We start from the raw sequence: 14,568 nt of genomic DNA, 5'->3' as shown, positions 1-14,568 counted from the left end.
GCAATTGTTTTGCAATGCATGACCAGTCATGTACACAAAGTGGCAGTGAGGCAGCTGAAGCTTTTACGTTATCGCAATTATTCTTTTTTCAATATTCATTTTTCTGGTCAGCATGTGGTTTTTACTGGCCATAACGGTGCTGGTAAGACGAATCTTTTAGAGGCGTTATCTTTTCTTTCTCCTGGTCGTGGTTTGCGACGTGCTGCTTATTCTGACGTTAGCTTTGTAGATGGTGATGGTGGAGGATTTGTTGTATTTGCGCGTCTTGAATGCGCTCTTTATGGTGAAGTAAAGATTGGTACAGCTTTGGAGGTTAGCGATAACAGTCGAAAGGTCCATATTAATGGTGTGAATGAATCGGGTGATTGCCTAACAGATTATTGTCATATTAGTGTCTTAACACCGTCTATGGATGGTCTTTTTACAGGTCCTTCTCTTGAGCGCCGTAGTTTTTTGGATCGTATGGTTTTGGCGATTGATCCCTTGCATAGGCGCCGCATAGCCGATTATGATAGAGCTATGCGCGCACGTAATCGTTTGTTTTTAGATGGAAATGAAGATTGTGCTTGGTTTGATGCTTTAGAAAAGCAGATGGCAGAACTGGCGACAGCTATTTCTGCGGCGCGTGTTGATGTTATTCGTCTTTTAAATGACATGTTTACACAAATGCCATCACAGATACCTTTTCCACGAGCTTTTTTGCAAATTGATGGTTTTTTGGAAACAGCTCTTAGTGAAATATCAGCAACTGAAGTTGAAGAGCAATTTTGTGATCGATTACGGCATAATCGCGCAATGGATCGTGCTGCTGGTCGGACGTTAGAAGGACCACATCGTGCAGATTTACAGGTTTTTTATGCTGATAAAAATATAGCAGCAACATCTTGTTCAACAGGTGAACAAAAAGCATTGCTGACAGGTTTAGTTTTGTGTCATGCACGTCTAACAGGTATGATGTCGGAAAAAGCTCCCATTCTTCTTCTTGATGAAATGGCTGCTCATCTTGATTCGCATCGACGTGCTGCTTTATTTGATATTCTTGATGATTTAGCTGTACAAACATTTATGACAGGAACAGATCGTCTTTTATTTGATGACTTAAAAGGACGTGCGGAATTCTTTGAGATTAAGGATGGAGCTTTATTGCCGTAAAAACATGCTCAATATTTTTTTAATAAGTGATAGGTCTGAAAGAAAAGGCTTGCTATGTCTGAGATGATAACGATTTTAAATGGTCCTAATTTAAATTTTCTAGGTCAACGTGAGCCAGAAATTTATGGAACTGAAACTCTAGAAGATATTGAAAAAAGATGCAGAGAATGGGCAAAAAAAAATGATATTATAATAAATTTTTATCAAAGTAACTGTGAAGGGCAATTAGTAGCATGGATACAAGAAGCAATAGAGGCAAGTTCTGGATTGATCATTAACCCAGCGGCTTACAGTCATACATCTGTTGCACTTTTTGACGCCCTAAAAATGTTTTCAGGGCCGAAAGTAGAAGTTCATTTATCTCATATTTATCAGCGTGAAGCTTTTCGTCACCATTCTTATACATCTGCGGGCGTAGACGCTATTATAACTGGGTGTGGAGGTGATGGATATTGGTTTGCACTTGAATATATTGCAAAACAATTAAAAAACAATTAAGCAAAACAATTAAATTGTGACAGGTAAAGAGTAAGCGTTTGATAAGAGTAATATAGGCATTGAATTCACTTGATAATTATTTTCAAATCTGTACAATGTGAGGTATATATATTTATGACAATTTTTGGTGCATATGACGGGGGTAAATAAAGATGAAAAGCTTTGTTAGACAGTTAGAAATGCTTGTGATTTTAGGGGGAGCACTGCTTTTGTCTGGTTGTAAAATTGATGTTATACAGCCATCAGGTTATGTTGCACGTCAACAGCTCATTTTGATAGTTGTTTGTGTGGTGGTGATGCTTTGTGTTGTTATCCCAGTTATGGTGAGTGTGGTATTTTTAGCTATAAAATATCGTGCATCGAATATGAAAGCGGACTATTCTCCTGATTGGGCGCATTCAAATAAAATTGAAGCATTGATGTGGGGTATTCCAGTTGTAATTGTAATGGTTTTAGGTTCATTAACAGCTTATTATACTTATAAGCTTGAACCTACAAATCCTCTTCCAGTGGAAGTTGTAGGTGAAGGAAAGCCATTACAGATTGATGCTGTTTCTCTTGATTGGAAATGGCTTTTTATTTATCCTGAATATGGTGTTGCATCGATTAATGAGATTTATGCGCCTGAAGGACGTCAAGTTTTATTGCAATTGACGTCAGAGAATTCTGTCAATGCTTTTTGGGTCCCCAAATTGGGTACAGTTCTTTACGCTATGCCGCAGATGAATGCTAAGTTGCATTTGGTCGCTGAAGAGCAAGGAGTATTCAAAGGAACCTCAGCAAATTACAGTGGTGATGGTTTTTCGGGTATGCGGTTTAAGTGGCATTCTGTTTCTTTGAAGGACTTTGAGGATTGGATTGTAAAAGCTCGGGCTAATGGTCGAGTGCTTGATCGTGCATCTTATCGTCAACTTTCTATAGCGCCTCGTATGGGTGATATTGCTGCGAAGGAAAAAGATGCTGAAGTTCGTTATTTTGCACCTGTTGAGAAGCGGCTTTACTATCGTGTTGTTAATCGATGTGTCGATGAAAATACGGTATGTAATGAGGATTTAATGAAACGTGCTGCTGCTCAGACGCTATGGGGTGCACTATGTTCAGTATTTGATCCTGATGTTATTTAAAGCGTCAGTAAAGAAAGAGCCCTTTTAACATAAGGTTTCTTTTAAACTTGAATTTCATTTGAAATGGGTTGAGAAATGTTTGGAAGACTTACAGATCCTACGGCAGGTGCTTTTCATGCACTTGCACATGAGCCGATCGTTTTATACACGTGTATTGCGATTGTTTTGGTTGGTTTAATTGCTGTTGTTGCTCTAACGGTACTTGGGTGGTGGGGGATTCTATGGCGAAATTGGATTACAACGGTTGACCATAAACGCATAGGCATTATGTATATAGTTCTTGGAATTATTATGCTTGTTCGCGGTTTTGCGGACGCACTTATGATGCGAACACATCAAGCTTTAGCTCTTGGGAGTGAAACTGCAGGTTATTTGCCCCCTGACCATTTTGATCAAATTTTTTCGGCGCATGGCACTATCATGATTTTTTTCATGGCTACGCCTATTTTATTTGGTCTTTTTAATTATCTTATACCGCTTCAAATTGGTGCTCGTGATGTTGCTTTTCCCTTTGCAAATAATCTAGGTTTTTGGATTACAGCTGCAGGAGCAATACTGATTAACATATCCCTAGGTGTTGGGAATTTTGGTCGTGGTGGTTGGTTGATGTATCCACCTTTTACAGAATTGCAAACGAGTCCAGATACAGGGGTAGACTATTATTTATGGTCGCTTCAACTTTCTGGTATAGCGACAACAATGGGGGCGGTCAATTTCGTTGCGACTTTGATTAAAATGCGTGCTCCTGGGATGACGATGATGAGAATGCCTGTTTTTTGTTGGAGCGCTTTTGTTAGCAATGTCCTTATTTTAGTTATTTACCCTGTCTTAACTGTAGCATTTGCACTCTTGGCATGCGATCGTTATTTGGGTATGAATTTCTTTTCTAATGTTGGTGGCGGAAATCCAATGGTATGGATTAACTATGTTTGGGTTTTTGGTCATCCTGAGGTTTATGTTTTGGTTGTTCCTGCTTTTGGAATTGTTTCTGAGGTTGTATCAACTTTTTCTTCAAAACGCCTCTTTGGTTACACTTCGATGATATGGGCCATGTTGGTTATTTTGATTCTTTCGCTTCTTGTTTGGGGTCATCATTTCTTTACAATGGGTGGCGGTGAAGCTGTGAATACTTTCTTTGGTATTGCGACAATGATTATTGCCGTTCCAACAGGTGTAAAAGTCTTTAATTGGCTGCTAACTATGTATAAGGGGCGGATTCGCTTTGAGCCTCCAATGCTTTGGTGCATGGGAATGATTTTTACATTTGTTGGTGGTGGATTAACCGGGGTTTTATTATCTATTGTGCCTGCTGATTGGCAGTTTCATAATTCGTTGTTTTTGGTAGCGCATTTCCATCATACAATTATTGGGGGTGTCGTTTTTGCGTACTTAGCGGGAATTGCATTTTGGTTTCCAAAAGTTTTTGGTTATAAACCAAATCGGGCATTGGGTATTGCATCTTTCTGGTGTTGGTTCATTGGTTTTTACCTTGCCTTTTTCCCAGTTTATGCACTTGGTTTAATGGGTGGGACGCGTCGTCTCCAGCATTACATGGAACCTAGTTGGCAACCGATGTTTGTGATTGCTGCATTGGGTGCTTTTATTATTTTGCTTGGTATCCTTTGTTTTGTGCTGCAAGTTGTTTTGGCGATTTGGTACGGTGTCAAACATAAGGGACGTTTACCTGTAACATTAAATGATTCTTGGGGTGATGCACGGACCCTGGAATGGTCTATCTCTTCACCGCCTCCTTCTTACAATTTTGCAATAGTTCCGAAAATACAGTCTGATGACGCTTATTGGAATATGAAGAAAAGTGGTTATCAACGTCCTACCAGTGGATTTACAAAAATTCATATGCCGTCCAATACATCGGCTGGAATTGTTGCGGGATTCTTCTCATTAGTTGTTGGTTTTGCGCTTGTCTGGCATATTTGGTGGCTTGTTGCGGTAGGCTTGATTGGTTTTATTGCAACGCTTGTGTGTCATTCATTAACAGGTGACCATCATGGTTATTATATTTCGGCTGAAGAAGTACAAAAAACTGAAGATGCCTTTACAGCTGTTCTTAAAGAACAAGGAGTGACAGTATGAGTGCAGTAACAATGAATAATGTGAGTGCTGTGGATGAACATCACCACGATAGTAGTTCGGTAATGACGTTTGGTTTTTGGATCTATATTCTTTCAGATTTGATCCTGTTTTCAACACTTTTTTCAAGTTTTGCTGTGTTTTCTGCTTCTTATGGTGGTGGTAAGGCGGGCAATGAGTTTATTGATTTAAAATTTGTTTTGGTTGAGACTGCTTTCTTGTTGTTTTCATCCGTCACTTATGGTTTTACAATGGTACAAGCACATAAAAATAACATCAGTGGTGTGCGTTTATGGATGGCTATTACCTTTGTATTTGGGTGTTGCTTCATTGGTATGGAACTTTACGAATTTCATGAACTTTTGGGTGAGGTCTTTTATTACGATCCAAATGCTTACGCTGGTATTGATTCTGCAACAGGTTTACAGCTTTTTGGACGGGAGATTCTTTCTGCTTATTGGTCAGCATTTTTTGCTTTGGTGGGTACCCATGGACTTCACGTAAGTGTTGGTCTTCTTTGGATGGTTGTGATGTTTTTTCATCTTCGTTGTAATGGTTTGGATCAGAACAATAAAACACGTTTAGCATGCCTTTCCATTTTTTGGCATTTACTTGATATTGTATGGGTTGGTGTTTTCACCATGGTTTATTTATTAGGAGCGTTGTGATGAGCGTGCAAAATGAAACACATGGTCCCAGTACTGGTTCCTATTTGGTCGGCTTTATTTTGGCTGTATTTTTCACTTTGGGTTCTTTTGTTCCTGTGATGTATGGGATGATGGAAAGTTGGGCAGTTAGTACAAAGGTTGCGTATCTTATTGGGATGGCGATTATTCAGATTATAGTACAAATTGTTTTCTTTTTGCACTTGAATTCTGGTCCAGATGCCAAGTGGAATTTAAGTGCGTTGTGGTTTGCTGCTATTTGCGTTTTTGTTATTATTGGGGGAACTTGGTGGGCTATTTCTCATTTGAATTATAATATGATGGGTGGCTCAGGACGTGTTATTGAACCGGAAATATCAAGTAGAGATGATTCTTCAATATCTGAGCAGTTATCAAACAAAGATATATCCGTAAGAAAACAGCTAGAAAAGATACAGGGCTCAGAAATGCCTATGGAACAGGGGCTAAGTACGCAGTCTCCTGTGGAGTAGTTGTTAGAAATATTTGTGGAGCTGATGCGGCATGTATCAGCTCTTACAAGAAATTCGTAGGATATTAAAGAGGGAGGTAGGTACAGGATATCAGTGGAATGAGTATCATGATTTTGAATGTAATTTTATTTTAAAAGAGAAATTCCATGAGGTATTGAGTCAAGCTTTAATTTTTGAGACAAATAGCTCTTTGTAGCATATACAAAAAGCGATGTTTATACAATTTACTACAAAGAAAGAGGATGTGAGAAACGAGTTTTTATGTTGTGTGAGATAAAAGCTACGAAGCAGTAAGGTTTTTATGATTTACAGGATTTATATTAAAGATAGTATTAAAGTTATTTGTAATAATAATATGCACTTGAAATCAAAAATTTAGAGAATAATCAGAAAACTTAATGAAAACCGTTGCAATGTCAATTATTGGTGCTGGTTCTTTTGGTACTGCATTAGCGATTGCTCTTGCCCGTAATGGTCATAATGTTTTACTTTGGGGATATAATTCTCAACATATCAAAGAATTACAGGAACAACGTTGTAATCAAGTATATTTACCCGATATTCAATTTCCTGAAAATTTATTACTTGAAGCTTCGCTTGAAACTGCAATAGCAGCAAGTCACAATATACTAATCGCTGTTCCAAGCCATGTATTTCATCAAGTTTTGTATAATATTCAGCCTTATTTGGATCAGCATTCACGCGTTATTTGGGCAACAAAAGGTTTAGAACATGGTACCGGACGTTTCTTACAAGAGGTTGCTCGTGAGATTTTAGGTGAAAAAATTCCTTTAGCTGTTTTTTCTGGGCCAACGTTTGCTCAAGAACTAGCTATTGGTTGGCCTACTGCAATGACGATAGCTGCTTCTGATGTTGAGTTTGGTAAAGAATTGCAGCAACTTTTTCATTGTAACAAAAGTTTTAGAGTTTATAAAAGTTCAGATATGATTGGTGTTCAATTAGGGGGAGCAGTCAAAAATGTTATTGCTATTGGTGCAGGAATATCAGATGGCATAGGGTTTGGGGCAAATGCACGAATAGCTCTTATCACACGAGGACTAGCTGAAATCAGTCGTTTAGGGGAGGCTATAGGTGCTGAGCTTTCCACATTTATGGGAATGACAGGCTTAGGTGATCTGGTTTTGACATGTACTGATAATCAGTCGCGTAATCGCCGTTTTGGAACACTTCTTGGTAAAGGAATAGATATAAAAGAAGCGGAAAAACAAATTGGTCAGGTTGTGGAAGGGTACTTAAATACCAAGGAAGTACATACGTTGGCGCAACGTATTGGGGTAGAAATGCCCATTGTAGAACAAATTTATCAAATTCTCTATTGTGGTAAAAACATAACTGAAGCGGCGAACACATTACTAAGCCGCACTTTCAAGGATGAAATACAATGACATCCTGTTTTTTTAAATAATTCCAATCGTAAAAAATAGAAATATGCTATGATAGACATATAAAATAGATTGTATTGATGGTTTATAAGACAGTCATATTCCAGCAAATTATAGATTCATATCATTCGATTCTTTATGAAGCATGGCTGAAATATAAAAGTTTTGGCTTTTGTCTAAGAGCTATCTCTTTGAAAATACATTATCGTTTCCACTTACACATGTTTATGTAATGTAATGAATAAGATATTTTGATTTTCTCTTAAATTCATCTCATAATGATATTTGCAACCAGAATAATACAAGACTCATTAGATAGAAGCATCTTATTTATGTAACGTATAAGCTAAAAATATCATTGCTATTATCGAATTTCCAATATTATTTGCTGCGTGTAACAGCTTTTGTATCTAAATAGAGGCTGGGATATTGTGTATCTCTTTTTGTGCAATTCTTTAAAACAAGAATACAATCTAATTTGGGAAGAAGATGAAATTTTAAAGATGAAAACCAGTTTCCATCTCTACCATCATTTTTAAATTCAGTTTTACGCTATCTAAAGCAATATCTTTTAAATAATGGAGATTGTCTCATACCTTTATTTTCTGATTTTTTAATGAAAGCATTTCTCTGATGTGTCAGGTAAAATAGAACGCCCAAAACAAAACACTATAGAACGCTCAAAACAAAACACTATTGCTGTTGTATATTCACGTGCTTGTTTTAAAGAGCCCTCTCTTAAAACTCCCAAGCCCAATTCGCGGCGATGACCGTGAATAGTGTAATGATAAAGCCATTGTGCACATCTCCATCTTTACGTTTATGAAGGAGGAAGCCGAGCATCATCATACATCCTGCCAGCCCCCATGTTGAGACAGCTCTTGGCACTTGAGGCTGTTCAGTAGAGATATTTACGCCTTTTATTTTCTCACATGTCAATTCTGTTTTTTTTATATGCAAGAAATGATTTTTGGAATTATAAATTTGAAATTCTAAAATTGAAAAAATGTTATTGTACTTGTTTATGGCTGTCATTTAAACTGAAAAATAATGTGATTATAAAGATAAAAAATTGATTTATATAAATAATTCATTTTATTTTTGTATTGAATTAATTAAAAATATACGTTTTTTTGTTACAAGGGGGTAGTATGTGGATAAAAATTATTAAAAATACTTCTAATGAATCATCTCAAGTGTCAAGGGTTGTTTCAACATTAGAATATGACAAGTAAAATGATGGTGTTGGTTTGTCATCTGTATAAACATTAAAATGGTGGTGCAAAAAGGATTTTATGTACTTCACAGGGATTTTTTATACGTTCTACAGGTACTATTGTGAAATGGAATTGCGTGCATTGAGAAATATCTTTTAAAAAAATGCAATGAAGGAGAAACAGCTATAGTGTTTTTGGGCGTTCTATTTTACCTGATACATCAGAAAAATGCTTTCATTAAAGAACAAGAAAAATAAAAGTGTGAGGTGAAGCGTAACCTCCATTATTAAAAAAATATTGATGTGGATGCTTTTAAAAGCGTAAAGTCTCATTAAAGAACAATAGTAAGATTATTGATTTCCTTACGCCTTCATATCCTTCCTAAATTAGATTGTATTTGCGTTTCAAGAATAAATCAAACGGTAGGCAATATTTTTTTCAATCTGGTATACAAAAGCCGAAGCTAAGGATTTTAATAATCCTCTAATCTCTGTTCCAAACTGCGATGGCATGAGGACTGGATATTGATTTATAAGAAACAACAAAAGCGTATGCTTTAGTAAGGTAAATAACGTCATAAAATACTTTGCGAAACAAGGCATCATATATCTGGTTTTGTATTACACTTATTGTTATAAAGATCTGCACACGTGCCTTACGTCATATTTTTCTAAGTGCGATGATTTTTATCTTTCTTGAGAATCGTCACTTTTTTTCAGTTCTTCAAGTATTGGCATAGACATGATGTTATAGCCTGAATCAACATAATGGATTTCACCTGTAACACCTGATGATAAGTCAGAGAGTAGATAAAGAGCAGATTTTCCAATTTCATGAATATTTACAGTACGCCGTAATGGGGCATTACGGCGTTGATGTGAAAATATTGCACGTGCAGCTGCAATACCATTACCTGCTAAAGTTCTAACAGGACCAGCGGAAATCGCATTGACACGGATATTTTGAGGACCAAAGTCCGCTGCTAAATAACGTACCATAGCTTCTAAAGCTGCTTTAGCAACACCCATGATGTTATAATTAGGCACAACTTGCTGTGAAGCACTATAGGTAAGAGTTAAAAGTGTTCCTCCATTGGGCATAAGCTTACCCGCACGTTGGGCAATTTCAGTAAAGGAATAAGCTGAAATAACCATCGTGCGTTGAAAGTTTTCACGTGTTGTAACATCAACGTAACGCCCTTTTAGCTGAGTTTTATCTGAAAAACCAATGGCATGGACAATAAAATCAATTGTTTTCCATTCTTTTTCAAGTTGCTCAAAGACGTAGTCAATATTTTCAATTTTTTCAACATCACACTCCAGCACTAATTTGCAGCCAAGTTTATCTGCTAAAGGCTGAACACGTTTTCCAAAAGCATTTCCTTGATAAGTCAATGCTAATTCAGCTCCCGCTTGTGCGAGTTGACAGGCAATGCCCCAAGCAATTGAATGGTCATTTGCAATTCCCATAATAAGGCCACGTTTGCCCTCCATCAAACCTTTCATATTATTCTCCGTAAGACCGTACTTTTTCAATTACTAAGAACTTTTGTTTATACATAGCGTTGGAAAACAAGCGTTGCATTGGTACCGCCAAAGCCAAAAGTATTTGACAATACGGTGTTCAGTTGTTGATGATCACGTCGTTCACGAACGATTGGCATATCAGCAAAAGCTGGATCAAGTTCTTCAATATGGGCACTTTCACAAATAAAATTATGCTGCATCATTAACAGTGTGTAGATTGCTTCTTGAACACCAGCTGCACCCAAGGAATGACCAGTCAGAGATTTTGTGGCGGAAATTGGTGGGCATTGATCACCTGCTCCGAAGATACGGCGGATCGCTTCTATTTCAGGGGGATCACCAACAGGTGTTGCTGTTGCATGGGGATTGATATAATCAATCTTATTTTTGACGGTCGCAAGTGCCATGCGCATGCACCGTTCTGCTCCCTCACCCGATGGAGAGACCATATCGTGTCCATCCGATGTAGCGCCATAACCAACAATTTCTCCATAGATTTTTGCACCACGTGCTTTAGCGACTTCTAGTTCTTCAAGAACCAAAACGCCAGCTCCACCAGCAATAACAAATCCATCACGATTAGCGTCATAAGCACGCGAAGCTTTTTCTGGTACATCATTATATCTGCTAGACATAGCACCCATAGCATCGAATAAAACAGATAATGTCCAATCCAGATCTTCGCAACCACCAGCGAAGATGCGATCTTGCTTGCCATATTGTATTGTTTCATAAGCATTGCCGATACAATGATTGGATGTAGCACACGCAGAAGAGATTGAATAGTTTACGCCTTTAATTTTAAAAAAAGTTGCAAGTGTTGCGGATGCTGTAGAACTCATCACTTTAGGCACAACAAAAGGACCGATGCGTTTTGGACCTTTTTGGCGTGTAATGTCAGCAGCTTCTACGATTGAATGTGTTGAAGCACCTCCAGAACCCATAATAATACCCGTGTGCTCATTCGATACTTCATACGGTTCTAGACCCGCATCAGCAATTGCCTGATCCATGGCGATATGATTCCATGCTGTTCCACGCCCATGAAAACGTAGAGCACGTCGATCTACGAGTTCTTCTATATTAATATCGGGTTTGCCGTAAACTCTGCTACGAAAGCCTAATTCGGCATATTGAGGTGCGTAAGAAATTCCGGATTTTGCTTCACGTAAACTGGTTAAAACAGCTTTAGGTTCATTTCCAATCGCGGAGACAATTCCCATTCCGGTCACAACAACTCGACGCATTCATACCTCCTCGTTTCATACAGAATAGTGAAAAGTTCTTTCTGACAGAAATAACGTTCAATCTTCTTTGAATAAAGCAACGCGTAAATCACTCGCCTTATAAATAGTTTCTCCATCTGCTTTTAGCCACCCATCAGCTATTCCTAAGACTAAATTTCCACGTCGAATACGCTTAAAATCTATTTCATATTCAAGAATTTTGGTTTGTGGAGTTACCATCCCTGATAACTTTACTTCACCTGTTGATATCGCTCTTCCTTTTCCTGGTTCGCCTAGCCAACCAAGAAAAAAACCTGTTAATTGCCACATACCATCTAGTCCGAGACATCCTGGCATGACGGGATCGCCTATAAAGTGACAATTAAAGAACCACAGGTCTGGTGTAATGTCAAATTCGGCGCGAACCATTCCTTTATCGTATTTACCATCAGTTTCACTAATTTGAGTGATTCGATGAATCATCAACATTGGCGGTGCTGGCAATTGCGCATTACCTCTACCAAACATTTCGCCGCGAGCGCAGCTTAGAAGCTCTTCATAAGTGTAGCGAGACTTTTGTTCAGTCATTGTTACTCCATTTATTTGCATATATTTTTATTTCTGCGCTTTCCCAACCTACTTTTAGAGCAAATTTCAAAGAGAGGGAAATGATTTTATATTATTTTTAATGACAAAAGCCCTTTTTTATGTATTCTACACAGGTAATTATTTAAAAATGGAATACAAGATTACACCATACTATTCCCATTTTTTTATTTTTTGATCTTATTTAGCAGGAATATATTTGGGTTTGTAATATGTCAGTGAGTGCAGACAATTTAGATATGAATGAAGAGCAACAGTTTACAAAAGAGTGTGGAAAAATTGTGCAATATTATTCCATTTCTATGTTAGAAAAACGTTTGCGTCAAAATGGTCTGCGTCCAACACGTCAGCGGTTGGAGCTTGCGTATATGATTTTTTCTCAAGGAAATCGTCATATTACTGCTGAAGAGCTCTATGAGGAAGCGGTGAGGGCAGGTGTACCTGTATCTCTAGCAACGGTTTATAATACGCTTCATCAATTTACAGAAGCGGGATTGTTACGGATTATTGCCGTAGAAGGTTCTAAGACTTGGTTTGATACCAATACCTCTGATCACTACCATTTTTATATAGAAGGCGAAAATCGTATTCTTGATATTCCTTACAATTTGGAAGAAGCTCCCATTATTAGAAATTTGCCCAAGCCACCAGAAGGTATGGAAATTTCACATGTTGATTTGATCGTGCGATTGAAACCAAAAAATCAATCTTGTGATAGGCAGTGAGGATATTCAATGAGGAATAAAAATTAAACTTGATAAGTTTGAGCGTTCACCAACCTTTTACTTTTTCATCAGGATAGATTCCCCATAACTGGGGTTGCTGAAGCCATCCGCGCGTATTATTAATGTTTAGTTCGCACCATTGTCCATCGCATTGGCGGATATTACCAATGACATTAGGTTCTACTTCCGCCACAAGCTCTGCGTTATCGGTGGGGTTTTTTCGCAGCATCAGCCTTTTTGTTTTATCTTTTTGCCATGGAATAGTTATAGCAGTTCGCTTTCCCGATAAAAGCGATTGAAACACCCACCCCTCATCGCCTTCTGCATCACGAATTTTGCGCCATTGATCATATTCTTGGATGATTTCAATAGGCAAGCCCTTCTTTTTGTAGGTAAAAATGATAGAATAGTTACTTCCTGGTCCGACGCGTACATTAACGCTGGTGGGTTTAATCGAAGCAAATCGGGGAAGTGGTAAACCACTGGGTCCTAAATTTTGATTAAATGTTTGTGCATGCAACAAATGAGGTGACCCCAATACAATGACTGTTGCTATTAAGATACATGCTGCGAGTATTGAAAAGCGAAACCAACGAGAATTTTGCACACTGAACTCCTTTATTTCGTCATATATTGGAAATTTAAAATCTGAAAGATAAGACTAGAAACGGATAAAAATTATGACATATCGCTCGTTAAAGAGATCTAAACAATGAAAAAATTGTTACGAGAATAGCAAAATAAGGAAAACAAAAGTTTGTATTTCTTAGTGCTCATCTTGTTTATGAGGGGATAGGTATAAATAAAAATTGGATTTTTATGTAGCTGTACGCGTGATAAAACAGTAAAGTATGCTGGGTCCGTGGCAGTTTTTGTACAGGAAATTAGGGCTAAAGTATTGCATTTCTTTTCTGAGTTTGTTTCTCGAAGTAAAAGTACATGTATGCATATTATGAACAAAGAGCTGTTCAGTAAAGGGTTATCATGTGGCTTGAAGAGAAGTTTTGAATGGACAAAATAATACAATGAATAAAACATTTAAACGTAAAAATATGAGCAACATTATAGAGCAGATTGATATATGAAGGGCTAATTTTAACAGGATAGTTTTTCGTGATAATCCATTTTATAAAATTTTTTATACCATAATCTTATGCAATGATAATGCTTATCCATATATAGATAAGCTGGATCCATCATTCTATTTACCAGTTCTCAATGCTATACAGTTCTTATTATTTATGGCGTTCGTAAGAAACCTTTTTATTTTTTTCTTAAATAGCTTTTATTCTATTTTCATACTAACCCTGCTTATGATGTACAAGAAAATAATCTTGATTGGTTCAATATGAGAAGGTGTTGAGAAACTTTACGTTATTCAGAATTATTACTTAATACGAAAAACGATTACTTATAATGATAAATCAACGCGTTAAAAACTTTAACTCGTTATTTAAATTGTAAAAATATTTCCATCAAAAATGGTAACATAAAGCGCATTCATCCATATTAAAATACAGTGTTTTCTCTGTTTATTGTCAATTTTTTCTCTAACTCAGTATAGAAGAAAGTTGAATGAAATAGAAGGGTTTATTGGATACACTTATGAGGGCAATTACATAAGTGATGAATAGAAGAAATTTATCAAGAAAAAAGAATCTTTAGTGCCGCGGTTGAAATTCGTCATCCTTTAGAGAGACAGAGTCAAGAGACATAAAAAGTTATAGAATTATATCGTTTTGTTACATAACTGAAGGGAAAGAGGACTATGCATTTGATATCATATTTTTACATACAATCGTATATTGCGATAGTTATTTTTGTTTTGTAATCTGACCTAGGAT

The 14,568-nt window shown here is 37.1% G+C and carries 12 protein-coding genes; 8 read left to right on the top strand and 4 right to left on the bottom strand.

Features of this window, described 5'->3' with window-relative positions; genetic code table 11:
• Positions 1–18: 18 nt before the first annotated feature.
• The 7 genes from recF to gpsA all read left to right on the top strand — a co-directional run bounded on the left by recF (position 19) and on the right by gpsA (position 7,427).
• On the top strand, positions 19–1,152 hold the full coding sequence (gene recF / locus ACFIJ0_RS04020; RefSeq protein WP_375624723.1) for a DNA replication/repair protein RecF: 1,134 nt from the start codon (positions 19–21) through the stop codon (positions 1,150–1,152).
• 54 nt (positions 1,153–1,206) lie between these two features.
• Positions 1,207–1,650, top strand: a complete 444-nt coding sequence (gene aroQ, locus ACFIJ0_RS04015; RefSeq protein WP_375624722.1) for a type II 3-dehydroquinate dehydratase — start codon at positions 1,207–1,209, stop codon at positions 1,648–1,650.
• A 152-nt stretch (positions 1,651–1,802) separates the two neighbouring features.
• Positions 1,803–2,774, top strand: a complete 972-nt coding sequence (gene cyoA, locus ACFIJ0_RS04010) for a ubiquinol oxidase subunit II (RefSeq protein WP_375624721.1) — start codon at positions 1,803–1,805, stop codon at positions 2,772–2,774.
• Between the two features lie 75 nt (positions 2,775–2,849).
• On the top strand, positions 2,850–4,868 hold the full coding sequence (gene cyoB, locus ACFIJ0_RS04005) for a cytochrome o ubiquinol oxidase subunit I (protein WP_375624720.1): 2,019 nt from the start codon (positions 2,850–2,852) through the stop codon (positions 4,866–4,868).
• Positions 4,865–5,533 (top strand): cytochrome (ubi)quinol oxidase subunit III, encoded by a 669-nt coding sequence (locus ACFIJ0_RS04000; protein ID WP_375624719.1) that lies wholly within the window; start codon positions 4,865–4,867, stop codon positions 5,531–5,533. Before cyoB ends, ACFIJ0_RS04000 begins: the two co-directional genes overlap by 4 nt.
• The gene (gene cyoD / locus ACFIJ0_RS03995) at positions 5,533–6,021 is read left to right on the top strand and encodes a cytochrome o ubiquinol oxidase subunit IV (protein WP_375624718.1); all 489 of its coding nucleotides are present in this window, start codon (positions 5,533–5,535) and stop codon (positions 6,019–6,021) included. The genes ACFIJ0_RS04000 and cyoD overlap by 1 nt, the downstream gene beginning before the upstream one ends.
• 398 nt (positions 6,022–6,419) lie before the next feature.
• Entirely contained in the window at positions 6,420–7,427 is a 1,008-nt protein-coding gene (gene gpsA / locus ACFIJ0_RS03990; protein WP_375624717.1) for an NAD(P)H-dependent glycerol-3-phosphate dehydrogenase, read from the top strand.
• Between the two features lie 1,900 nt (positions 7,428–9,327).
• Here the strand turns inward: gpsA and fabI are convergent.
• From fabI to fabA, 3 genes are read right to left on the bottom strand one after another with little or no spacing between them, the layout of a single operon-like run.
• Entirely contained in the window at positions 9,328–10,146 is an 819-nt protein-coding gene (gene fabI / locus ACFIJ0_RS03985) for an enoyl-ACP reductase FabI (RefSeq protein ID WP_375624716.1), read from the bottom strand.
• 47 nt (positions 10,147–10,193) lie between these two features.
• Positions 10,194–11,414, bottom strand: a complete 1,221-nt coding sequence (gene fabB / locus ACFIJ0_RS03980) for a beta-ketoacyl-ACP synthase I (protein WP_375624715.1) — start codon at positions 11,412–11,414, stop codon at positions 10,194–10,196.
• A gap of 57 nt (positions 11,415–11,471) precedes the next feature.
• Positions 11,472–11,981, bottom strand: coding sequence for a 3-hydroxyacyl-[acyl-carrier-protein] dehydratase FabA (fabA, locus tag ACFIJ0_RS03975; protein WP_375624714.1), 510 nt, complete (start codon positions 11,979–11,981; stop codon positions 11,472–11,474).
• A gap of 230 nt (positions 11,982–12,211) precedes the next feature.
• Between fabA and irrA the strand changes: the two genes are divergently transcribed.
• Positions 12,212–12,724: an iron response transcriptional regulator IrrA gene (irrA, locus tag ACFIJ0_RS03970; protein ID WP_375624713.1), complete on the top strand. Its 513-nt coding sequence runs from the start codon at positions 12,212–12,214 to the stop codon at positions 12,722–12,724.
• A 46-nt stretch (positions 12,725–12,770) separates the two neighbouring features.
• Here the strand turns inward: irrA and ACFIJ0_RS03965 are convergent, their stop codons facing one another.
• Positions 12,771–13,331 (bottom strand): SH3 domain-containing protein, encoded by a 561-nt coding sequence (locus ACFIJ0_RS03965; RefSeq protein WP_375624712.1) that lies wholly within the window; start codon positions 13,329–13,331, stop codon positions 12,771–12,773.
• Positions 13,332–14,568: the final 1,237 nt, after the last annotated feature.

It is taken from the genome of Bartonella sp. OC68QHHN (genome assembly GCF_042193875.1).
GTDB classification, from domain to species: domain Bacteria; phylum Pseudomonadota; class Alphaproteobacteria; order Rhizobiales; family Rhizobiaceae; genus Bartonella; species Bartonella grahamii_A.
The sequence above is the reverse complement of the archived record's forward strand: the minus strand, read 5'-3'. Positions and strand labels throughout refer to the sequence as shown.

What these genes read in the sequence shown, in the direction of transcription:
- recF (WP_375624723.1), top strand. Translation starts at nt 19, where the DNA reads ATGACCAGTCATGTACACAAAGTGGCAGTGAGGCAGCTGAAGCTTTTA.
- aroQ (WP_375624722.1), top strand. Translation starts at nt 1,207, where the DNA reads ATGTCTGAGATGATAACGATTTTAAATGGTCCTAATTTAAATTTTCTA.
- cyoA (WP_375624721.1), top strand. Translation starts at nt 1,803, where the DNA reads ATGAAAAGCTTTGTTAGACAGTTAGAAATGCTTGTGATTTTAGGGGGA.
- cyoB (WP_375624720.1), top strand. Translation starts at nt 2,850, where the DNA reads ATGTTTGGAAGACTTACAGATCCTACGGCAGGTGCTTTTCATGCACTT.
- ACFIJ0_RS04000 (WP_375624719.1), top strand. Translation starts at nt 4,865, where the DNA reads ATGAGTGCAGTAACAATGAATAATGTGAGTGCTGTGGATGAACATCAC.
- cyoD (WP_375624718.1), top strand. Translation starts at nt 5,533, where the DNA reads ATGAGCGTGCAAAATGAAACACATGGTCCCAGTACTGGTTCCTATTTG.
- gpsA (WP_375624717.1), top strand. Translation starts at nt 6,420, where the DNA reads ATGAAAACCGTTGCAATGTCAATTATTGGTGCTGGTTCTTTTGGTACT.
- fabI (WP_375624716.1), bottom strand. Translation starts at nt 10,146, where the DNA reads ATGAAAGGTTTGATGGAGGGCAAACGTGGCCTTATTATGGGAATTGCA.
- fabB (WP_375624715.1), bottom strand. Translation starts at nt 11,414, where the DNA reads ATGCGTCGAGTTGTTGTGACCGGAATGGGAATTGTCTCCGCGATTGGA.
- fabA (WP_375624714.1), bottom strand. Translation starts at nt 11,981, where the DNA reads ATGACTGAACAAAAGTCTCGCTACACTTATGAAGAGCTTCTAAGCTGC.
- irrA (WP_375624713.1), top strand. Translation starts at nt 12,212, where the DNA reads ATGTCAGTGAGTGCAGACAATTTAGATATGAATGAAGAGCAACAGTTT.